21 protein-coding genes are annotated in these 20,702 nt (G+C 45.8%); 10 read left to right on the forward strand and 11 right to left on the reverse strand.

Features of this window, described 5'->3' with window-relative positions; translation table 11 throughout:
• Positions 1 to 21 precede the first annotated feature (21 nt).
• The 4 genes from MKZ09_RS32730 to MKZ09_RS32745 form a co-directional block, all read right to left on the reverse strand.
• Positions 22 to 1,113, reverse strand: coding sequence for a carbohydrate ABC transporter permease (locus MKZ09_RS32730; protein WP_036682107.1), 1,092 nt, complete (start codon positions 1,111 to 1,113; stop codon positions 22 to 24).
• A complete protein-coding gene (locus MKZ09_RS32735) occupies positions 1,113 to 2,231 on the reverse strand; it encodes a carbohydrate ABC transporter permease (protein WP_232061475.1) in 1,119 nt (372 codons plus the stop codon). The genes MKZ09_RS32730 and MKZ09_RS32735 overlap by 1 nt, the downstream gene beginning before the upstream one ends.
• A 143-nt stretch (positions 2,232 to 2,374) precedes the next feature.
• Positions 2,375 to 3,796 carry an ABC transporter substrate-binding protein gene (locus MKZ09_RS32740; RefSeq protein ID WP_038574978.1) on the reverse strand — a complete coding sequence of 474 codons (1,422 nt, stop codon included), beginning with the start codon at positions 3,794 to 3,796 and terminating at the stop codon, positions 2,375 to 2,377.
• Positions 3,797 to 4,131: 335 nt separating this feature from the next.
• A complete protein-coding gene (locus MKZ09_RS32745) occupies positions 4,132 to 5,136 on the reverse strand; it encodes a LacI family DNA-binding transcriptional regulator (protein ID WP_036682112.1) in 1,005 nt (334 codons plus the stop codon).
• Between the two features lie 259 nt (positions 5,137 to 5,395).
• Between MKZ09_RS32745 and MKZ09_RS32750 the strand changes: the two genes are divergently transcribed.
• The 4 genes from MKZ09_RS32750 (at position 5,396) to pepT (ending at position 9,981) form a co-directional block, all read left to right on the forward strand.
• The gene (locus MKZ09_RS32750; RefSeq protein WP_076202025.1) at positions 5,396 to 6,409 is read left to right on the forward strand and encodes an LLM class flavin-dependent oxidoreductase; all 1,014 of its coding nucleotides are present in this window, start codon (positions 5,396 to 5,398) and stop codon (positions 6,407 to 6,409) included.
• A 477-nt stretch (positions 6,410 to 6,886) separates the two neighbouring features.
• Positions 6,887 to 7,963, forward strand: coding sequence for a hypothetical protein (locus MKZ09_RS32755; RefSeq protein WP_076132698.1), 1,077 nt, complete (start codon positions 6,887 to 6,889; stop codon positions 7,961 to 7,963).
• 36 nt (positions 7,964 to 7,999) lie between these two features.
• Complete coding sequence (locus MKZ09_RS32760; protein WP_081394175.1) at positions 8,000 to 8,653, forward strand: sortase; 654 nt, start codon at positions 8,000 to 8,002, stop codon at positions 8,651 to 8,653.
• A gap of 95 nt (positions 8,654 to 8,748) precedes the next feature.
• Complete coding sequence (gene pepT, locus MKZ09_RS32765) at positions 8,749 to 9,981, forward strand: peptidase T (RefSeq protein ID WP_076132700.1); 1,233 nt, start codon at positions 8,749 to 8,751, stop codon at positions 9,979 to 9,981.
• Between the two features lie 95 nt (positions 9,982 to 10,076).
• Here pepT and MKZ09_RS32770 read toward each other — a convergent pair whose 3' ends face one another.
• The 3 genes from MKZ09_RS32770 to hxlA all read right to left on the reverse strand — a co-directional run bounded on the left by MKZ09_RS32770 (position 10,077) and on the right by hxlA (position 11,736).
• Positions 10,077 to 10,454 (reverse strand): winged helix-turn-helix transcriptional regulator, encoded by a 378-nt coding sequence (locus tag MKZ09_RS32770; RefSeq protein WP_036682121.1) that lies wholly within the window; start codon positions 10,452 to 10,454, stop codon positions 10,077 to 10,079.
• A gap of 84 nt (positions 10,455 to 10,538) precedes the next feature.
• Positions 10,539 to 11,096 (reverse strand): 6-phospho-3-hexuloisomerase, encoded by a 558-nt coding sequence (gene hxlB / locus MKZ09_RS32775; RefSeq protein ID WP_076132702.1) that lies wholly within the window; start codon positions 11,094 to 11,096, stop codon positions 10,539 to 10,541.
• A 7-nt stretch (positions 11,097 to 11,103) separates the two neighbouring features.
• On the reverse strand, positions 11,104 to 11,736 hold the full coding sequence (hxlA, locus tag MKZ09_RS32780) for a 3-hexulose-6-phosphate synthase (protein WP_038573749.1): 633 nt from the start codon (positions 11,734 to 11,736) through the stop codon (positions 11,104 to 11,106).
• A gap of 263 nt (positions 11,737 to 11,999) precedes the next feature.
• On the opposite strand from hxlA, the gene MKZ09_RS32785 reads away from it, so the two are divergent.
• The 5 genes from MKZ09_RS32785 to MKZ09_RS32805 all read left to right on the forward strand — a co-directional run bounded on the left by MKZ09_RS32785 (position 12,000) and on the right by MKZ09_RS32805 (position 17,098).
• The gene (locus MKZ09_RS32785) at positions 12,000 to 13,391 is read left to right on the forward strand and encodes an MATE family efflux transporter (protein WP_038573751.1); all 1,392 of its coding nucleotides are present in this window, start codon (positions 12,000 to 12,002) and stop codon (positions 13,389 to 13,391) included.
• Positions 13,392 to 13,543: 152 nt separating this feature from the next.
• The gene (locus MKZ09_RS32790; protein ID WP_076132704.1) at positions 13,544 to 15,217 is read left to right on the forward strand and encodes a GAF domain-containing sensor histidine kinase; all 1,674 of its coding nucleotides are present in this window, start codon (positions 13,544 to 13,546) and stop codon (positions 15,215 to 15,217) included.
• 16 nt (positions 15,218 to 15,233) lie between these two features.
• Positions 15,234 to 15,926 carry a response regulator gene (locus MKZ09_RS32795; protein WP_076132706.1) on the forward strand — a complete coding sequence of 231 codons (693 nt, stop codon included), beginning with the start codon at positions 15,234 to 15,236 and terminating at the stop codon, positions 15,924 to 15,926.
• A gap of 153 nt (positions 15,927 to 16,079) precedes the next feature.
• Positions 16,080 to 16,643: an NADPH-dependent FMN reductase gene (locus tag MKZ09_RS32800; protein ID WP_076132708.1), complete on the forward strand. Its 564-nt coding sequence runs from the start codon at positions 16,080 to 16,082 to the stop codon at positions 16,641 to 16,643.
• On the forward strand, positions 16,640 to 17,098 hold the full coding sequence (locus MKZ09_RS32805; protein ID WP_076132710.1) for a VOC family protein: 459 nt from the start codon (positions 16,640 to 16,642) through the stop codon (positions 17,096 to 17,098). The genes MKZ09_RS32800 and MKZ09_RS32805 overlap by 4 nt, the downstream gene beginning before the upstream one ends.
• A gap of 72 nt (positions 17,099 to 17,170) precedes the next feature.
• On the opposite strand, the gene MKZ09_RS32810 is transcribed toward MKZ09_RS32805, so the two are convergent.
• The 3 genes from MKZ09_RS32810 to MKZ09_RS32820 form a co-directional block, all read right to left on the reverse strand.
• Positions 17,171 to 17,401, reverse strand: a complete 231-nt coding sequence (locus MKZ09_RS32810; RefSeq protein WP_036682139.1) for a cold-shock protein — start codon at positions 17,399 to 17,401, stop codon at positions 17,171 to 17,173.
• 118 nt (positions 17,402 to 17,519) lie between these two features.
• Complete coding sequence (locus tag MKZ09_RS32815; protein WP_019914790.1) at positions 17,520 to 17,720, reverse strand: cold-shock protein; 201 nt, start codon at positions 17,718 to 17,720, stop codon at positions 17,520 to 17,522.
• Positions 17,721 to 17,990: 270 nt separating this feature from the next.
• Positions 17,991 to 18,269 carry a hypothetical protein gene (locus MKZ09_RS32820; protein WP_038573758.1) on the reverse strand — a complete coding sequence of 93 codons (279 nt, stop codon included), beginning with the start codon at positions 18,267 to 18,269 and terminating at the stop codon, positions 17,991 to 17,993.
• A gap of 238 nt (positions 18,270 to 18,507) precedes the next feature.
• On the opposite strand from MKZ09_RS32820, the gene gdhA reads away from it, so the two are divergent.
• Positions 18,508 to 19,893, forward strand: coding sequence for an NADP-specific glutamate dehydrogenase (gdhA, locus tag MKZ09_RS32825; protein ID WP_036682144.1), 1,386 nt, complete (start codon positions 18,508 to 18,510; stop codon positions 19,891 to 19,893).
• A gap of 93 nt (positions 19,894 to 19,986) precedes the next feature.
• On the opposite strand, the gene MKZ09_RS32830 is transcribed toward gdhA, so the two are convergent.
• A complete protein-coding gene (locus MKZ09_RS32830; protein WP_076202027.1) occupies positions 19,987 to 20,700 on the reverse strand; it encodes an HAD family hydrolase in 714 nt (237 codons plus the stop codon).
• Positions 20,701 to 20,702: the final 2 nt, after the last annotated feature.

The raw sequence follows: 20,702 nt of genomic DNA on the forward strand, positions 1-20,702 counted from the left end.
TTTCATTCGGGTTCTAAATCATTACCCTTTCACCGACCCACCCATAAGCCCTCTGACGAAATACTTTTGCAGCAGGAAAAAAATAGCGAGCGGCATCAGCATGGAGATAAATGCAGCCGAAGTAAGTAAATGCCAATCGTTGCCTCGTGAGCCTACTAAATCGGCAATTTTCATCGACATGACTTGCACAGACGGTTGATTGCCGATAAAAATCAATGAGACTAAATAGTCATTCCACACCCATAGGAATTGGAAGATCCCGATAGAAGCCAGTGCTGGCACTGATAGAGGCAGAATTAGCCTACTGAATATAGTGAAATGACTTGCCCCATCCATGAAAGCCGATTCGAACAAATCCTTCGGCAATTGACTGATGAAGTTGTACATAAAGTACGTAACCAGCGGTAATCCAAAAGCCGTATGCGCCAGCCAAATTCCCAGATAACTTCCGTTTAGCCCAAGTGCGGTATAATCCTTAAGCACTGGAATAAGCGCAACCTGTATTGGAATGACGAGCATTGCAATGATGATGACAAAAAGGATTTTGCGCCCAGGAAACCGCAGCCAGGCAAAAGCATATGCAGCAAAAGAAGCGATCAACACCGGAATAACTGTTGCTGGAACTGCAATCGTTAGCGTATTCCAGAAGGCCTGTGACAATCCGGAGCCTTTTTGCACTGTTTCACTGCCATCAGCCTGTTTCAGCTTGTATTCCTTACCGGAAAGCACATTATTATAGTTATCCAGCGTGAGATCCGGTGTCATCTTCCAACCTTGAATCTGTTCATTCACGGTACGCGCTCTACGATTCTCCCACATAAGCCGGCTGCCATCTGCCTTCACGCCAGCCTTCAGCTCATCATCTGTATAAGTTTTACCGTTCACCTCAATTGGCTCCCGAAGATCCACGTCCTTGGATAGCTGAATCGTCTCTCCAGCCTTCCACTCCTGATGGGGAAAAGCTTTCCACCATCCAGTCTGCAGAATATCAGCAGCCGGACGGAAGGAGGAAATAAATAGCCCAAGAGTCGGAAGCAGCCAAATAAAACAGATCACACCCAGCACGATATTTACAACCGTTTTGCTGCCTTTTCTCTTCTTTTTGCCAGCCATTAGAATCCCCCCTGCTTACGGAACTGACGTAGATTGATTATGATTACAGGCAGCACCGCGATCAGTAGAACAATAGCCAAAGTGGAGCCGTAGCCGAAATTACGGTACATAAAGAATTGCCGGTAGAACTGTGTAGCAACAACCTCTGTATCGTATTGACCTCCTGTCATCACCATGACGACGTCAAATATTTTCAACGTAAAGACGATAATGGTCGTTGTCACTGTCAGAATGGTTGATGAAATATATGGAATCATGATTCCAAAGAAAATCTTCACCTCATTTGCTCCATCCACTCGTGCAGCTTCCAAAATGTCGTCAGGAACCCCTTTGATTGCTGCCGAGAAAATCACCATTGCAAATCCAGTCTGCATCCAGATCAAAATGATAATGAGGAAAAAGTTATTCCACGGCTGAAGCATACTCGTCCAGGCTTGGGGTTCTCCCCCAAAATAAGTAACGATTGCGTTCAACAGCCCGATTTGTTCGTCGCCCGGTTGATAGTAATATACGAATTTCCAAATGACTCCTGCCGCTACAAAGGAAATCGCCATCGGCATAAAGATGATCGATTTGGCAATTTTCTCATAGCTGCTGCGATCGGCAAGAATAGCAATTAAGAGCCCGAATGCTACACAGGCCAGCGTACCGACGAATACCCAAAGTAAATTGTTACGCAATGCCGTTGCCATCAGATGATCGCTAAAGATCGCTGCATAATTGCTCAGGCCCACAAATTTTTCTGAAGAAGCATTAAAAAAGCTCAAATATAATGTTCGTAGTGCAGGCAGAACCAGTAACCAGCCCAGAATAATCACTGCCGGACCAATAAAGATATAAGGCAGCACTTTTCGCCGGATATGATCAGGGTACTGCTCAACCGCCCAAGTCAGCGTATAGTAAATCAGATAAACACCTAGAACTCCCCAGAGGACAGCCAGAACCGCTGTTAGCAGCGGATTTAATGTGGAATCCCGGAAGAATAAAAAGATTGCGCCGTTAACAACAATATTCGCTAACAACACTACTAGGGACAACATTACCGCCTTCAGGCTGACGGTTGGCCTAGCTTGTGGTTGTGTTGGCATTTGTGGCTGTGGCTGTGATTGTGCACCCATATTAGCTCCAGCTCCTCCTATAAGTTTTGCGGAGCAAAACTCTTATCATAAGCATCGAACTCACTAGTTAGAAAACAAAAAGAGGGGCAGACAATCCTCTTTTCCTACTGCCCCTCTTTTTACTGTGCGCTTTAAATATTAGGTTAGTTGTTCCAGCCGGACTGGATTTGTTCCAAGGCTTGATCCAGTGTCGCTGTACCGCTCACATAGTCGGTCATCCCTTTCCAGAAGGTGCCTGCACCCACTTTACCTGGCATCAAGTCAGAGCCATCAAAACGCAGTGTGGAAGCATCTTGAACCAACTTCGCCATCCGACGATCGGATTCAGAGGTATACCAATCAAGGGAAGCGTCATTCATAGGAGCAATTACGCCGCCAGATTGTACCCAGCTCTTAATCGACTCTCCAGTGGTGAAGAATTCCATGACTGCACGAACCTCTGGACGATCGTTGAACATAGCGTAAATATCACCTGCAACCAGCACTGGTTTACCATATTGCGCATCAATTGGCGGCAAGTAGAACCAATCATAATCCTGATCAACCTTTGCCGTTTCAGGGAAGAAGCTTGTAATAAAGTTACCGAGCATATTAAACCAGGCTTTAGGCGGATCAGTGAACATTGGCGCTGGGGCATCCCCGAAGGATGTTGTCACAATGGACTTAGCACCACCGTAAACATAATCCTTGTTAAGCCATATTTTAGACATGATTTCAACAGCATTTTTTACTTCTGGTGAAGTAAATGGCAGTTCACCTTTTACCCACTTATCGTAGTTCTCAGGCGTAGTCGTCCGAAGCATTATATTTTCGACCCAGTCTGTTGCTGGCCAACCCGTTGCAGCACCACTCTCAATGCCAATAGCCCAGGCAGGATCGCCATCCTTGGCAATTTGTTCAGTCAGTGCCATCAGCTCATCCCAAGTCTCAGGAACCTTGTAACCTGCATCATCAAATTGTTTCTTTGGATACCATACCAAGCTCTTTACATTACTGCGGTTCCAAATCCCCGCCATGATCTTCCCATCTTTTCCGTCCATCGTAGACATATCGAGCCAGCTCTTGTTGTAATTAGCCGTCAATTTGTCTTGATCCAGCACGCTGGTCAAATCGATAACCTTGCCCGTCTTAGCAATCGATGCCAGCAGTCCCGGCTGCGGGAAGTCAGCGATATCAGGAGCATTTCCGCCGTCCACCCGAATATTTATTGTTGCTTCGAACTCCTTGGAGCCCTCGTATTGAATATCGATCCCTGTCTTCTCTTCAAATTCTTTAATGCTGCTCTCAAATTTCACTTGGTCAGCATCTACGAAGGGTCCAAACATGGTTACTTTAGTCCCTTTATATTCACCTTTCATCGCTAAATCTAACGGGGAACCCGAAGGTTCAGCACTAGGTGCATTTGTCGCTTTCTCGGTGTTATCTGCTGTTGGGCTGACTGTTGCCGCCGGTGGATCTGTAGGCGCCGCATTATTGTTGCCTCCGCCGCATGCGCTCAGCGTCATTGTGAAGGATAAACACAGTACTAAAGCCAACGACTTTTTACGTCCTGAGATCTTCTTCATCTTTTGTACATCCCCTTTAATGGTTATAGAGATAACATCTTATTCAATCATCCGGGCACCCTGGCATGTATTAGCAGCTTGTAGCAGATCACCTCCTTGCAAAGCTTTTCAGAAGACAGGTAAATATCCTAAAATCAAACTCCATCACAAATGTAATTTAATAATAGCGCTTACATTTTTTATATTATCATAATTAGTAACCGTTTCCAATCGGAAAATGAGATGTTTTTCATAAGAATTCATACTATTTTCTAACCTAACATTTAAATTTTAATTAAGACCGATACATGGCTCTGAAAAGCTTTTCAGAAGAAGGTCACAAAAATAAAGAGCCTTTATTTTTCCCGCGTGGATTCCCGCACAATCAGCTTATGCTCCATCTTTTCATTCAATACCTGGACACCACCTGTTGTGAGCAATTCATGCAGCATCTCCGCCGCACGATACCCTAACTCATAAATCGGCTGTGCAATCGTGGTCAGCTTTGGAATGAACATACTCGACATCCGCAAATTATCAAATCCAATCACAGATACCTGACCCGGAACTAGAATATTACGATCCTTCAGATAAGAAATCGTCCCCATTGCAAATTCGTCAGCAACACAGAAAACGGCGGTCAGCTCGGGATAATCAGTAAACAACTCATGCGCAGCTTGATAAGCGTGTTCGAACCGGTGATTGGCATATTTGCTCTTCACAATATTCTGCTGTAGTCCAAACTCTGTTAACGCTCTTACAAAACCCTCATAACGAGGCGGGCCGGATACGGAGTTATCATGGTTAAAACCAATCATGCCAATGTCCTTATGCCCTAAATCAATCAGAAACTTTACTGCATCGTAAGCCGCCTGTTCATCATCCACCTCCACAGATGGAATGTCGTATTCATCAGAATGCGAGGATACCAACACAAAAGGAATTCTACAACCGACTAATTTGTCATGTGTCTCAGGATAAAGGACATCACTGGCGAATACGATCCCATCCACCTGCTTCTCATGAAAGTTATCGATGTAAGACAACATCCGTTCTTTGTCGCGGTCCGTATTGCAGATCATTAAACTGTATCCAAGCTTGATGCATGCATCCTGCATTCCCCGAATAACCCCTGCGAAGTACAGGTTCTCAATATCCGGAATCAGCAGACCCAGTGTAAACGACTTCTTGTAGATCAGGCCGCGTGCAAACGCATTTGGTTGATATTGCAAACGTTCTACAGCCTCCATCACTCGATTCCGTTTGCTCTCTACGACCGTATTCGGTGCATTCATAACCCGCGATACGGTGCTGATCGACACCTCCGCCATTCTGGCAACATCTCTTATGGTTGGCTTCATAACGATAACTTCCTTTTTTTCAGGTAACTTTTCGATGTGATTATAGCAAGCCTGTTAAGAAATAACAACAGATTTTTTAAAGCGCTTACATTTTATTTTTAAAGACATACTTATTCCTTATCTAATCATTACAAAGTGCGTATAACTTACTTAAAGTGTGTATATAGTTTTATTACATGGTATACTAGGCGAGTAGCATTATTCGCAGCTACAAATACTGCTCTAGACTATCTGAGCGTTTATTATAGGAGGGATTACAATGAAACAACAGCGCGATATTCGATTCTCCGTACTGGACTTAGCCTCTATTGTGGAGGGTGGCACAGCGGCAGACTCTTTTCATAACTCTTTAGCTTTAGCTCAACATGCTGAGGCATGGGGCTATCACCGGTATTGGTTTGCTGAGCATCACAACATGATTGGTGTTGCCAGTTCTGCTACCTCACTCTTAATTGGCCACATTGCTGGCGGCACAAAAAGCATACGCGTAGGCTCTGGAGGCATCATGTTGTCCAACCACGCACCACTTGTCATTGCGGAACAATTCGGGACCCTCGAATCCCTATATCCAGGACGGATTGATTTAGGATTGGGCAGAGCCCCAGGATCGGATCAACCGGCTTCCCGTGCGCTACGCCGTGGTCTCGGAAGCGACGGCAGTGACTTTCCCGAGCAGTTAAGTGAGCTCAGAGCCTACTTCGATCCTGCAGGTGCAGGATCACGACCGGCTGGGGTTCGTGCTGTTCCTGGTGAAGGCTTGAATATCCCCATCTGGCTGCTGGGCTCCAGCGGTTTTAGTGCTCAGCTGGCAGGGAAGCTAGGTTTACCTTTTGCTTTCGCCAGCCATTTCGCACCAGAGTATTTACTACAGGCTTTACACATCTATCATAGTAATTTCCGTCCTTCAGCAGCACTCGACAAGCCATATGTGATGGTCGGAGTTGGCATTACAGCAGCCGATACTGTGAATGAGGCAAGACGGCTGGCTACCTCGCAGCAGCAGCAATTCCTTAATATCATCCGCGGACGTACAGGGAAGTTACAACCACCGGTTGATAGTATGGAGGGGCTATGGACGATGCAAGAAAAAGCAGCCATGCTTGAAAAACAGCGTTACTCTTTCGCTGGTGATAAAGCAGCAGTTAAAGAACGGCTTCAAGAAATCCTGCAAGAGACACAGGCCGATGAATTAATTGTTTCTGGTGGAATTTATGATCCTAACGCTCGTCTACGCTCTTATGAGATTGTAGCCGAAGCTATGAAGGAAATCTAATTTATCATCATAATTAAGGCAAGACGATAGGTCTGGTATCGGGGTTTGAGCCCTATTCCAGATGTATGTCTTGCCTTTTTATTTTGCATTCATAATCGTTCTCAATAAAACACAATTAAAACACTGAATTATATAAAAATAAAGAGTTAAATAGAGAAAACTGGTGTAAATCCATTACTATAATTGATATTTGATTAAATATGATGAATTTTCTTCAAATATCCCATTTTTGTTTAGATATTATTTTGATTATACTTTAGTTATTCGCTATAACGAACGAATTGACGGTAATCTCTACCCTCTCCTTCCGCTTTCACGGAGATTCCTGCATGCGCACAAGAAAGTGGTTCTGTGAGATACTACTTATTTCGACAATGTTTGATGAAAAATCCGATTAGAACAGAAGAATTTGCCGGAAGCCCGCAAATGATGTCCAAAAAAAATTAATATGGGGTTCAGGAGAAAGGAGCGAGTAAAGTGAAGAAGAAATATCGCTCGGCTTTCATAGCTGCTTATATCCTGACTATTCTAGCAGGAGTCATCTGGCATGCTGGCGGAGTTAGTGCGCAAGATACCATTAAGCTTACGGTGAATTCGCATACGACGAGCACAGCCACCATGAACAATATGCAGCCTGGTGATGAAACGAACTCAGAATACACAATTATTAACGCAGGTAGTGAGGGCTTTAATTACTATGTGGACTTCAAATTCATCTCTGGAGACGCAGAATTATACGATATTCTCCAAATGACACTCGAAAAAGAGGGAGTAATCATCTATTCAGGGGTGATGAGCGAGGCTGCCGGAAGAGTTGCCATCGGTTCACTTGCCGGGGGGGAACAAAGTGTAATTCAAATGGATGTAATTTTCCCGTGGGAAGCAGGGAACGAATATCAAGGGAAAACCACCACTGTAGCCTTTGAGTTCTCCGCTTCTGGAGGACCGGAGCCATCCGCTCAACCTAGTCCTTCACCGACAGCGACGGCCACAGCTCAGCCTACACCGGAGCCATCACCGACAGCGACTGCTACACCTACTGTAGTGCCAACTACGACACCTACTGCCACGGCTACAGCTACACCTGAAGCTTCGCCGACCGCAACAGCTTCACCAACCACGACACCTACAGATCAGCCGACGACTACCGCTTCACCAACTGCGGCACCTACGAATACACCAACGACTACTTGGCCAACGGCAACAGCAGCAGCCACACCAGGGCAATCAACGACTCCAACACCAACACCATCACCAACACCTACAGCTTCACCAGTAGTAGATGAAATTAGTGTTACTGAAGCGCCGATCCCACTGGGTGGAGGCGATAATGACCCGACAGCATCACCAAGTGCTGGCAGCCAAACTACCAGCGCAACACCGCAGCCAAGCAATGAAATCGCCTTGCCTGATGATGAGCTTCCACTGGGAGCACCAGAGGTTGGCAACAAGCTTCCAAATACCGCTGAGCCTTGGTATAACTTGATTCTTGCCAGCTTAGCCATTGCGGTACTCAGCGTGATTATCATGCGCAGATTGAAATCGAAGAAATAACCACATTTTGCAGCATAAGTCTGGAGGTGAGAGAGTATGAAGAAGCGTAATGGTGCCTTGCTAGCCGTGAAGCTAATCTTCATACTCTCTTTAGTTGTGTTGATTTACTCGGTTGTACAAGTGGTCAAAGCACCGATCGAAGCTAAACAGGCTTTAAATGATTGGGCAAAAAAGAGGGAGGAAGCTGTCGCCCGCCCCCGTTCTGCCGAAGAAATCCCTCTTCCCATGGCAATGGTCAGTTCAGCCAAGGAACAGCCATCCCCCGCTCATTCCTATACAGAAGGTGAAATCATAGGAGAGATTCGTTTCCCCAAATTAAACAAAAAGATCGCAGTGCTAGAAGGTACGGAAAGCTCCGAGCTAAAAAAGGGAGCCGGACATTACAAAGGCAGCGCAGCTATCGGTGCCACCGGCAACAGTGTGCTCGCAGGCCACCGCGATACAGTGTTCCGTAACCTGGGAGAACTCGTCGCTGGAGATCTTATCGAGCTGGAAAGTACGGATGGGACTTTTACCTATGAAGTAACAGGCAGCACAATTGTTGACGGGGACGAACGCGGTGCTATAAAGCCAAGTGATAAGGCCATCCTCACATTGATTACCTGTTATCCTTTTTCATATGTGGGATCTGCACCGGACCGTTATTTACTTTCAGCGAAGTTAGTGAAACAAGAAATATTGCCGCATTAAACCTAAATATTACCTCAATCTTCTTCCTCAGGGATGAGACCTTATATGGAAAGTGATACTATATATATACAATAGTAAAGAGGAGATGACCCAAGGTGAAGAAAGAGGTTGTAGAACGGTTTATTTCGTATGCACAAATGGATACCCAATCGAATGAAGATAATGAGACTTGCCCTTCCACTCCGGGACAGATGGTTCTGGCTCACAAGCTGGTTAAAGAGCTTAAGGAAATCGGCATGGAGGAAGTCCAGGTGGACGAGCATGGCTATGTTATGGCGTCACTCCCTACGAATACGGACAAGGATGTTCCGACCATTGGTTTTTTAGCCCATTTGGATACGGCGACTGATTTTACCGGAACGAATGTGAAGCCACAGATTATCGAGAACTATGATGGTCAAGATATTCTTTTGAATAAAGAGCTGAATGTTGTATTGTCCACAGCGAGCTTTCCGGAGCTGGCGGAATACAAAGGCCACACCTTAATTACAACCGATGGCACAACCCTGCTTGGCGCAGATAATAAAGCCGGTATTGCTGAGATTATGACCGCCATGCATTACCTCATTCAACATCCAGAAATCAAACACGGCAAGATTAGAGTTGCCTTCACACCAGACGAAGAAATCGGCCGCGGGCCTCATAAATTTGACGTAGCCGCTTTTAATGCTTCCTATGCTTACACTGTAGACGGAGGTCCACTCGGAGAATTAGAGTATGAAAGCTTTAATGCTGCGTCTGCCAAAATCTCAGTCTACGGCGTTAATGTTCACCCTGGTACTGCAAAAGGAAAGATGATTCATTCCGCCAAAATCGCCATGGCACTTCATCTCAGACTCCCTGCTGAGGAAGCGCCCGAATATACAGACGGTTATGATGGCTTTTATCACCTAAGCTCTATAGAAGGCACACCTGAATTCAGCAAGCTGCAATATATCATCCGCGACTTCGACCGTGAGAAATTCGAGGCACGTAAAGCTTATCTCTCAGCTGTCGTAGAAGAATTCAAAAGCATCCATGGCGAAGAGAACATCGTGCTTGAAATGAAGGACCAATATTACAATATGCGTGAAAAAATCGAGCCTGTGCGTCATATCGTCGATATTGCCCATGAGGCGATGGAGAACCTTAACATCACACCAATCATCCGCCCGATTCGCGGAGGCACAGATGGCTCGCAGCTATCCTACATGGGCTTGCCGACACCTAATATTTTCACCGGAGGCGAGAATTTCCATGGCAAATTTGAATACGCCTCTGCGGACAATATGGTAAAAGCGGTAAATGTTATCGTGGAGATTGCTAAGCTATTCGAACAGAAAGCCTAAAGCATTATCCGCATCACTCCTTTAAAACACCAAAAAATCCCTGTAGAGGCCGCTCCAGACCTCTCAGGGATTATTAATGTTCATAGACTATTCGATTAGCATCTTTCTTCCGGCGGCGTGTCCTTCCAGATCACGTTTTCTCCGTAATTTTTACCCCAATCATACATCAATCGAAGGACGGGAAGCAGACTTTGGCCATATGAAGTCAGGGAATACTCTACTTTTGGCGGAACCTCAGCGTACACTTTTCTTAGAACCAGCTGGTCCTCTTCGAGCTCGCGAAGCTGATTGGTCAACATTTTTTGCGTGATATGAGGAATTAGCTTCTTCAGCTCGCTGAATCGCTTTGTCCCTTCAAGCCCTAGATGCCAGAGGATAATCAGCTTCCATTTCCCTCCGATCACCGCAAGCGTCAATTCCTTCTCACAGTTAATTTCCTTCAAGTTTATACGATCTTTAATCTCGGTTGCCATACCTAAAGCGCCTCCTCTCTCCTGTTATCATACTAACACAAAAACGAATAACCTCCTTATAGGAAGGCATTCGTTTCTGTACGTTCACTCTAAATTAGCATGCTTGCCGAACATTTGCTGATTCGTCTGCCCCGTCTTCTCCATCATTCGCAGAATAATAGCATCATAAAAGACCAACATCGTCTGTTCGAATAAAGAAGCCATCGGCTGGATCGTGCTGTAGCTTCCACTGGCCGGATCTTTTGGAGATCCCGGCAGCTTCACTGTGTAGCCCGCTAAACGTCCAACCGTCGAATCCGGCGCAATGGTAACGGCAACAACTTCTGCACCCACCCCTTTGGCTTTCTCAGCCATAGAGATCAACCCTTTCGTCTCACCGGAACCGGAACCGAGGACTAACACATCCCCCTGTTCAATCCCCGGAGTCACCGTTTCGCCTACAACATAAGCCTCTTTACCAACATGCATTAACCGCATAGCAAAGGCCCGTCCCATCAATCCAGATCTGCCCGCTCCAGCCACGAAGATCTTGTTGGACTGAAGCAGCAGCTCAGCCATTCGTTCAGTCTCTTCTTCATCAAGCTGAGATATGGAGCGCTGGAGCTCCTCTATAATGTGCTGTGCGTATTTCATTGTATCCATTGTAATCTTAAGCCTGACTAACTAGACGTTTCATTTCTGCTGCGGCAGCCTTTTGATCCGCTTCACCTGTGATGCCTCCGCCAACGATGACAAGATCAGGGTTCGCAGCGATCACTTCTGGAAGTGTGCTTAGCTTGATCCCTCCAGCAATAGCTGTTTTAGCCTGCTTAACCACACTCTTAATCGCATTTAAATCTGCAAAAGAATTTTTACCTTCCGCTTGATGGTCATATCCAGAGTGTACACAGATATAGTCTACGCCAAGTGCGTCTACTTCAGCCGCTCTTGTTTTGATATCCTTCACATTGATCAGATCAACTAGAATCTCTTTATTGGTTTTCTTTGCTTCCTCCACTGCACCTCTAATGGTAGAATCATCAGAAACACCAAGTACAGTAACGATATCCGCGCCCGCTTCCACGGCCTTCATCACTTCATATCCACCTGCGTCCATGATTTTCAAATCTGCCAACACAGTCAAAGCAGGAAAAGCCTCTTTGATTGCCTTCACTGCATGCAAACCTTCATTTATAACGATAGGTGTTCCAATTTCAACGATATCTATAAATTCGGCAACTTTTGAGACAACCTCTTTCGCTCCCGCAATGTCCACTAAATCCAACGCTAATTGTAATTTCATATTTATTTGCACTCCTCATTAATATATTTTAGTAAGTCATGTACAAATTGTAGTTCCTTACATCCCTCTAGGGAAGTAGGCACTTTATTGTGATGTAGTTACCTGGAGGATACTAATGTGCGGTTAAAGGGCTCTTTTCGACCTAAATTAAAAACGTTTTGTCATTTTTCTGTAAAAATACTGCATTTCCATGAAAGCTGTGCTAACATTACAGTTTGTTTATGGAATTTTAGGAAGTACATCATAATATAAGAAGGTGCACAATGAAGCAAAATAATCACCAGGAATTCAACCTGGTCAAACTGACCTGGCCGATTTTCCTCGAGCTATTCCTCTTTATGCTCATGGGCAGTGTGGATACTTTTATGATCAGTTCAGTGTCGGACGATGCCGTGTCTGGTGTCGGCGCAGCGAATCAGATCATTGCGATAGCAATTTTAGTCCTCAGTGTAATTGGTAACGGCGCAGCTATTGTGGTCTCCCAATATCTCGGTTCCAAAAAACCTCTGGAAGCCGCTCAAGTGACCGGCAATGCCATTACCCTAAACCTGTTAGTCGGCATTCTCCTAAGTACGTTTTTGCTGATATTCGGAGGGACGTTACTGACTGCGCTGAATGTAAAAGGGGATATCCTCATTTACGCCAAAGCCTACATGAATATTGTTGGGGGCGGTATTTTTCTGCAAGCATTAATTAATGCTCTGGCGACTACTATCCGTACTCACGGTTTCACCAAACAGACGATGGTCGTATCCTTGCTGATGAATATCATTCACGTGGTGGGCAACTACCTGCTCATTTATGGTCATTTCGGACTTCCGGCGTTAGGTGTGGAGGGTGCGGCTATCTCAACAGTGATGAGTCGCTTTATCTGCCTGATCCTTTTCTTCCTGCTGCTCTACAGAGTGATGGAGGTAAGGGTGAAAGTAACCTATTACATTCATCTTTCTAAAAAATACGTGCTGCAAATTCTCAAAATCGGCATCCCGTCCGCTTTTGAATCGATCACTTATCAATCGTGCCAGCTTGTATTCACACTGTATATTACTTATTTAGGCGCTGAAGCTATGGCTACTCGCCAGTACGCGCTCAATATTTCTAATTATATTTATTTATTCAGTGTAGCTGTCTCTATGGGAACTTCCATCGTTGTAGGACATCTCGTGGGAGCTAGACGCCCTGATGAAGCCTATAAGCGTGTATTCACCAGTGTAAAGTGGGCGTTGCTGGTTACCGTAATAATAGATGCTGTGGTGATTTTCTTCCGGGTACCACTATTCGGGCTTTTCACAGACAATGAGAACATCATTAGGATGGGGGCGCAGGTCATATTGCTTAGCTTCTTCCTGGAAACCGGGCGCACAACCAATCTGGTTATCATTAACTCCTTACGCGCCTCGGGCGATGCCAAATTCCCTGTATATATGGGACTGATCTCCATGGTCTGCATGAGCTTACCTCTTGGTTATTTCCTGGTGTTCCAACTTGATCTCGGGTTAGCCGGCGTGTGGATTGCTACTGCGGTCGATGAGTGGGTGAGAGCCGTCATTATGTATTTCCGCTGGAAGAGCCGAGCTTGGGAGAAACATGGACTTATTGAACACGAAGCTCCAGAACACTGTACGCCTTCCGCTACTCCTGCAGCTGTAAATTAACATGTATATACAGAGGGTTCTTTAAGGTCATATCAGATCTTAAGGAACCTTCTTTTTATTTACGCCAACATTACCTAAAATTTGAGAACGAATGAACCATTCTACGTTACAATAGATAGAACATAATTAACAAAGCTAAAGGAGAGAGCTTCATGCCGGAGGAAACCGGAATCCATGAGTTACTGACGCTCAAAACGATTGCAGAGACTTTAAACAGTTCCAATGAGCTGAGACCCATGCTCGACACAGTCATGGGCAAGCTACTTGAGTTAACCGGAAATACTGCAGGCTGGATCTTCCTGAGCGAAGAATACATGGAATATGAGTGTGCCGCTGATCGAGGTCTGCCACCTGCACTACAGCGCGACAATAAACAACCAATGCAGTGCGGAAGCTGCTGGTGCCTAAGCCGCCTATGGGACGGTCGGCTTGAGCATGCCGTTAACATTCTAAGCTGCAAGCGGCTGAGTAATGCCAGGCAGTATAACTGGGGCGATACGCTGGGCATCACCCACCACGCTACCGTCCCGCTGCATTCAGGTGAGCGTTACTTGGGACTTATGAATGTGGCCGCACCAGGCAAAGCACATTACGCCGACAGCGAGCTGGCTCTGCTGCAATCCGTGGCTTTGCAAATTGGCAGTGCTATTGAACGGATGCAGTTATATAGCACCGAGCAGCGCCGCGCGAATCTGTACGCCAAATTAGGCGAATTCAGCGCAGCTTTAAATCTAACCGCCAACCAATGTATCTCGCCCAGTATTCTGATCGAGAAAAGCGCCGCCCTGATTGGCGACTATTTCGATTGGCCCTTTGCAGCGATTATCGGGCAGCATGAGGAACAATTCGAAGTCCATGCTGCCTATGCGGCTAATATAACGCCGGGAATAGCTCGCTTCGAGCTCTCGGATTCTTTTAAAGCACGTCTAGGAGATATCGCAAAAGGACAACGCTTTGCGACATTAACCCCTGATGAAGAGCAGGAAATTACGAAGTTCTGCTGTTCTGAACAACCTGTCGCGGAGCGTGTTGTGATGCTCGCTGTGCCCTTTCGGCAGATTGCCGCACAAGGTGCAGGAATTCTACTGATCACCTCACCCAAAGCACTAGCTTCCGCAACTGCGGATGGAGAGGTGCTTGAGGCTGTCGCTGAGCATATTTCCGCTACATTGGAAAGTGCTCAGCTTGGAGAGAAACGCCGCGAAATTGCGCGTCTTGACGAGCGGAATCGTCTGGCCCGTGACCTGCACGACTCCGTGAACCAGATCCTCTTCTCCCTCTCAATGACCGCCAAAGGCGTGGAAAGCATGCTGAAGCAGGAGCAGATCTCCCATCCTGCTACTGAGGCTGTCCGCGATATTCAAGCTTTATCCCAGTCAGCACTCAAAGAAATGCGTGCATTAATTATGCAGCTTCGGCCTGCCGGACTAGAAGCCGGTTTATTGACTGCGCTGCAGGCTCATGGCCAGCAGCTAGGGCTGCTGATACAGACGCAACGGAGCGGTGTTCACGAGCTTCCCCGCAACGTGGAGGAAGGGCTGTGGCGCATTGGCCAAGAAGCGCTCAATAATGTACGAAAGCATTCCGGAACCTCTAAAGCAGAGGTATCTCTGCATCTCAATGCAGCCGAGGTGGTACTGAGCGTTGCCGACCAAGGTAAAGGCGGGGCCAAACGGCGTTCTAACACAGACACTAATGAATCTCTTGGTCTGCATATTATGAAGGAAAGAGCAGAAGCTCTCTCTGGCCGTATTCATATCCACAGTATGGAAAATCAGGGCACAACGGTTGAAGCAACCATACCTCTGCCCATCCAATCTACATGAAGTCGGGTGATCATAAATGACGATAAACTTATTATTAGTAGACGACCATGCAATGGTACGCCGTGGGCTGCAAGTATTTCTCTCCACACAACCCGATATCAAGGTTATTGGAGAGGCCTCCAACGGCCGCGAGGCACTGGAAAGAACAGCTGAATTGAACCCGGATGTCATATTAATGGATTTGCATATGCCCATTATGGATGGCATTGAGACCGCTCAAGCACTGCGGATCTCCCACCCGCAGGTCAAAGTCATTGTATTGACCTCCTTTTCGGATCAGGATCATGTACTCCCGGCTATCCGCGTAGGAATCAAAGGCTATTTGCTTAAAGATATAGAACCAGAAGCGCTGGTAGTTGCGGTCCGCAAGGTACATAACGGGCAAGTGGAGCTACATTCCGAGGCTGCCAGCCAACTGATGAATCTAATGGCAACTTCTACGCTAGAGCAATTGGAGCTTAATACTTCCGATCCGAACGGCCCAAACACAACACCTGCTGCGATCAGCGGATTAGAGCTTCTTACCCCACGCGAGCAAGAAGTATTAGACCTGATTGCGCTCGGTATGAGTAACAAAGAGATTGCCAGCAAGCTGGTCATCACCGAAAAAACCGTTAAGACCCATGTCAGCCACGTTCTCGGAAAGCTAAACTTAGCGGATCGGACTCAGGCTGCCATTTTCGCATTGAAAGGCGGCTATAACGCCTAGAATCAAAACGCCTCTACAACTTTAGTCTTAGACGCTCAGCACAATGACTGAGCGTTTTTATTATGTATGTTCATTCCATGTGCTGATGTTAACAGAGGCCGATTCAACTATCATTGGTTTATAGCAATTGACCTCACATAGGAGTGGATACAGATGAAAGTGATGATCCTGACAGGCAGTAATCGAAAAGAAGCAACCAGCACGAGGCTGGCAGAACATGCTGCCCATTTCATTAGTCAGCATGGGGAAAAGGTTACCGTGTTTGATCTCTACAAACGCCCACTTCCCTTTTATTCACCAGACGAGATTTACACAGAGCATGAACATTTAAACGAGCTTAAACAAGAGATGTTAGCAGCGGATGCAGTAATCTTGGTTACTCCGGAATATCACGGCTCGGTAAGTGGCGTATTAAAAAATGCGATTGATCATCTAGGCCAGGCGCATTTCAGCGGTAAAGTTGTGTTATCCGCCAGTTCAGCCGGGGGAGCGGTAGGGATAAGCTCATTACTTCAATTGCAAGCCATCGTACGTAACCTGCACGGCATTAATACACCAGACTGGATCTCCATCGGCGGACTGCAACGCAAGCGGTTCGAGGTCGGGTACGACGGATACGAGGGTGGACAAGAAATCGAAGATCGCATTCACCTAGTATTAGAAGCATTCCTGAATTTAGCCCGCAAAATCGACAGATCGGCAGGTGCTATCCAATGATCAAAGGACTATATGAAGCACATTTACCAGTAAGCAATCTTGAAGTATCCATCGAATTTTATGAGAAATTAGGTCTGAAAATGGCTTGGCGGGATGAAGAAACTGTATTCTTCTGGATCGAGGAAGGTCGGAGCTGGATTGGCCTTTGGGAGGGCCAGGAGGTTCAAACCCCATACCACCCGTCCTTGCGGCATATTGCCTTCCGTGTCACTTACGAGGACTTGAAGCAATCACTGCAATGGCTGGAATCGATTGGGGTAGAGGCTATTCCGTTCCGCAACCGGACTTCTGTTGAGCCTTTTATCCGGGCTTATCAAGGAAATGCTTCTGTCTACTTCAACGACCCTGACGGCAACAGCTTGGAATTTATGTGCCACGTAGAGGTTCCTGAACATCTGAAGCCTATTTCAGAGAACATAACCTTAACGGAATGGGAGAAATTACTGCACAGTTAATAAAATAATCAAACAAAAAAACAGCTGCTCCCGTCCAAGGGTCCAGCTGTTTGAGTATATTAGCTTCTTCGATCACTTAATCGAAATGCCCTTTTTCATGGCCTTCATGTCTGCATTCGTATTCACAAGCGTTGGCAGTATCTTCATACTTCTAGTCATGGGAGAGTTGCATTGCCAGCAGGTAGGTACATATTGAAAGGCGAAATTATCGCGCATCCAACCTGTGCAACCTTCCTTGGTACAGGACCAAATTGCTGTGTCTTCTTGCGGAAGTTCCTCCAGTGCTTTTTTACGAAAATACATAAGTACCCCTCCTTGGATCGAATCGAGACGATATCGCTACCCTATTAGGGGCAGATTCATAATATGAAAATAAAAAAAGCTGCCCTCAACTTGTGTTAAGGGCAGCCTGATTTTTAAACTACAGTTTTACAACGTTTTCGGCTTGTGGTCCACGAGCGCCTTGAGTTACGTTGAACTCAACGCGTTGGCCTTCGTCCAAAGATTTAAATCCGTCGCCTGTGATTGCGGAGAAGTGTACGAATACGTCGCTTCCACCTTCAACCTCGATAAAACCGAATCCTTTGTCTGCGTTAAACCATTTCACTGTACCTGTTTGCATGATATTACCTCCAATATTTTATTTAACACATGTCCTTTTATTCCTACGTAGTGTACGAACAAATAAAAATTCACACATTGGAAAAGGACTCATACGCACAAATGATAACCTTTTACAATATGTGAATTAAGGGTTAAATTTATGATTGATTTCATTGTACCACACTAAATCACTAAAAGCAATGCGTATGCCTATTTAATTTTCACTCCGGCTCTTATTGCCTGTAAACAGCAGCAGCCGAGCCGGGCGCTTAACCATGTTAATCGATTGTTAATCGATATAACCTGCCAACCCTTTATCCATCAAGTAATCCATTTCTGCATCAAGAATGGTCTCTACTGTGATTTCATCCAGCTTCACATCACGTTGGGCAGTTACATAGTCGACCAGATCATCGCTGTCGATGTCTACCTCACCCTTGGCGTTCGCCTTGGCCTTATTGATAAAGGTCTGTTCATGCTTCAATACTAAGCGGATGATTTGCGGATCCACTTTGGTTTTGGCAGATAATACATTTACTAGCTCCTGCTCATTTACTTTGTCACTCATTTTTTAAATTTCATCTCCTTACAATTATTACACAATCATTGTAGCATATTTCGCGCTTTAACGCGTCATTACGCGAAGTATACCGCGGTTTATTCACACTTTTCTTATCATCCCGGCGTCTATAACGTTCCACTTGAAGTAAGTTATTTAATAAAAACAGTTGTGAGGAACATTGACTTGTGCCAAAATATAAAAAAAGTGTTGGACCAAATGAATACTAGAAAAGGCGGTTGAATTCATGAGCTCTGTATCTACCCAGCAATTAGACACAAACAGCAACAAGGCACATCGTTATATCGAAGACGTATACGCACAGGTTGTTGCGCGTAATCCTTTTGAGCCCGAATTTCATCAGGCCGTAAAGGAAATCCTTGAATCTTTGCTTCCAATCCTCGCTGCTGAACCTAAGTATCAGGAAAATGCCATTCTGGAAAGATTGGTTGAGCCAGAACGTTTGATTATGTTCCGTGTTCCTTGGACAGACGATCAAGGTAAGGTCAGAGTTAACCGTGGATATCGTGTACAGTTCAGCAGTGCAATTGGACCTTACAAAGGTGGACTTCGTTTTCACCCATCCGTTAATGCTAGTATTATCAAATTCCTTGGTTTCGAGCAAATCTTCAAAAATGCTCTTACCGGCCAACACATCGGCGGAGGTAAAGGCGGATCCGACTTTGATCCTAAAGGTAAATCCGAAGGCGAAATCATGCGTTTTGCACAAAGCTTCATGACTGAATTGCAAAATTACATCGGTCCTGACCAAGACGTTCCTGCAGGAGATATCGGTGTAGGTGGTCGTGAGATTGGCTACATGTACGGACAATACAAGCGGATCCGCGGAGGATATCCGGCTGGCGTATTGACTGGTAAAGGTATTGGTTACGGCGGAAGTCAGGCTCGGACAGAGGCCACTGGTTACGGTACAGTTTATTTCGTAAACGAGATGCTGAAAGCAAAAGGCCTTTCTTTTGAAGGAAGCCGCGTTGTTGTTTCCGGTTCTGGTAACGTAGCGATCTATGCGATCGAAAAAGCTGTACAGCTAGGCGCTAAAGTCGTAGCTTGTAGTGATTCCGCGGGATATATCTATGACGAAAATGGGATTAACCTCGAAACTGTCCGCCGCCTGAAAGAAGTCGAAAGAAAACGGATTAGTGAATATGTGAATGAACATCCTAACGCTGTATATACTGAAGATTCCACGCAAATTTGGACCATTCCTTGTGATATCGCCCTTCCGAGTGCTACTCAGAATGAGATTGATGAAGCCATGGCATTGAAACTGATTGAGAATGGTGTAAAAGCAGTAGGCGAAGGTGCCAATATGCCATCCACCCTTGAAGCTATTCATCAGTTCCAACAAGCTGGCGTACTATTCGCACCTGCTAAAGCTGCTAATGCTGGCGGCGTAGCTGTATCTGCGCTTGAAATGGCACAAAACAGCATGCGGTTGTCCTGGAGCTTTGAAGAAGTAGATACGAAGCTGCATGAAATCATGGTTTCCATCTACGAACAATCTGTAAATGCATCCGAGCAATATGGACAGTCCGGCAACCTTGTTGCAGGAGCGAACATCGCTGGATTCAAAAAAGTGGCCGACGCTATGCTGGCTGAAGGTGTAATCTAGATAAATTACCGGCGCTCTAGTCACGGACGCCCGACATACAAAAATCCCTGTAACCGGTCAGCAAGAATCCGGTTACGGGGACTTTTTGTGTGTCTAAGCGTTCCATCCGGGGATCTTCCGCAAATCCCCATCCCATATCGATTGAGTACTCTCCACAGTCGTATTGGGGGGTGAAGAAGCCGTACGAATATAACAAGAATCTATTCCTATCGTTAGCGCCCCTGCAATATCCGTACGGGGGTCATTCCCGATCATGATGGCCGAACGCAAATCCGCTCCATAATGCTCAACTAAATAACGATAAAATTGCGGATCTGGCTTACTCACTCCTGCTTCGGAGGAAATGGCAATGCCATCGAATAAAGGAAGAATACCCAGCATCGTTAATTCTGCTTCTATAAAGGTTTTCTGGCCATTGGAGAGCAAAAATACCTTTTTGCCACGTTCTCTTAATGTTTGCAGAATTTCAACCACACCCTCATAAAGTGAGATATGAATCATCGATAATGTCCGCAGCCATCTAACCGTTTCATGTAACCACGCTTGATCCGGTTCTCCACCCAATTGACGGGCCACAGAACGAAACACATCCTCCATTACGAAATCTGGATACTGACAATTCCGCGCGGCTTCGGTGAGCTGTAAATCCCTCTCCCGCAGAAATTGTGCCTGTAGCTCACTTCCTGTTATGGACATCCCCTGATATCCGAAATGGAGCGATAACCGATCCCATACCTCCGGCTTCTCCTCATCTGTCTGAATATCGATTAATGTACCATACAGGTCGAAAATATAAGTCTCGTACATCC

The sequence above is a fragment of the Paenibacillus sp. FSL R5-0908 genome (assembly GCF_038006245.1).
Taxonomy (GTDB): Bacteria; Bacillota; Bacilli; order Paenibacillales; family Paenibacillaceae; genus Paenibacillus_AQ; species Paenibacillus_AQ odorifer.

Coding starts and splice junctions, on each gene's coding strand:
- MKZ09_RS32760 (WP_081394175.1), top strand. CDS start 8,000: ATGAAGAAGCGTAATGGTGCCTTGCTAGCCGTGAAGCTAATCTTCATA.
- hxlB (WP_076132702.1), bottom strand. CDS start 11,096: ATGGATACAATGAAATACGCACAGCACATTATAGAGGAGCTCCAGCGC.
- MKZ09_RS32790 (WP_076132704.1), top strand. CDS start 13,544: ATGCCGGAGGAAACCGGAATCCATGAGTTACTGACGCTCAAAACGATT.
- MKZ09_RS32750 (WP_076202025.1), top strand. CDS start 5,396: ATGAAACAACAGCGCGATATTCGATTCTCCGTACTGGACTTAGCCTCT.
- gdhA (WP_036682144.1), top strand. CDS start 18,508: ATGAGCTCTGTATCTACCCAGCAATTAGACACAAACAGCAACAAGGCA.
- MKZ09_RS32800 (WP_076132708.1), top strand. CDS start 16,080: ATGAAAGTGATGATCCTGACAGGCAGTAATCGAAAAGAAGCAACCAGC.
- MKZ09_RS32735 (WP_232061475.1), bottom strand. CDS start 2,231: ATGGGTGCACAATCACAGCCACAGCCACAAATGCCAACACAACCACAA.
- MKZ09_RS32815 (WP_019914790.1), bottom strand. CDS start 17,720: ATGCAAACAGGTACAGTGAAATGGTTTAACGCAGACAAAGGATTCGGT.
- MKZ09_RS32795 (WP_076132706.1), top strand. CDS start 15,234: ATGACGATAAACTTATTATTAGTAGACGACCATGCAATGGTACGCCGT.
- MKZ09_RS32730 (WP_036682107.1), bottom strand. CDS start 1,113: ATGGCTGGCAAAAAGAAGAGAAAAGGCAGCAAAACGGTTGTAAATATC.
- MKZ09_RS32810 (WP_036682139.1), bottom strand. CDS start 17,401: ATGTATTTTCGTAAAAAAGCACTGGAGGAACTTCCGCAAGAAGACACA.
- MKZ09_RS32785 (WP_038573751.1), top strand. CDS start 12,000: ATGAAGCAAAATAATCACCAGGAATTCAACCTGGTCAAACTGACCTGG.
- MKZ09_RS32830 (WP_076202027.1), bottom strand. CDS start 20,700: ATGTACGAGACTTATATTTTCGACCTGTATGGTACATTAATCGATATT.
- hxlA (WP_038573749.1), bottom strand. CDS start 11,736: ATGAAATTACAATTAGCGTTGGATTTAGTGGACATTGCGGGAGCGAAA.
- MKZ09_RS32745 (WP_036682112.1), bottom strand. CDS start 5,136: ATGAAGCCAACCATAAGAGATGTTGCCAGAATGGCGGAGGTGTCGATC.
- MKZ09_RS32770 (WP_036682121.1), bottom strand. CDS start 10,454: ATGGCAACCGAGATTAAAGATCGTATAAACTTGAAGGAAATTAACTGT.
- MKZ09_RS32820 (WP_038573758.1), bottom strand. CDS start 18,269: ATGAGTGACAAAGTAAATGAGCAGGAGCTAGTAAATGTATTATCTGCC.
- MKZ09_RS32805 (WP_076132710.1), top strand. CDS start 16,640: ATGATCAAAGGACTATATGAAGCACATTTACCAGTAAGCAATCTTGAA.
- MKZ09_RS32740 (WP_038574978.1), bottom strand. CDS start 3,796: ATGAAGAAGATCTCAGGACGTAAAAAGTCGTTGGCTTTAGTACTGTGT.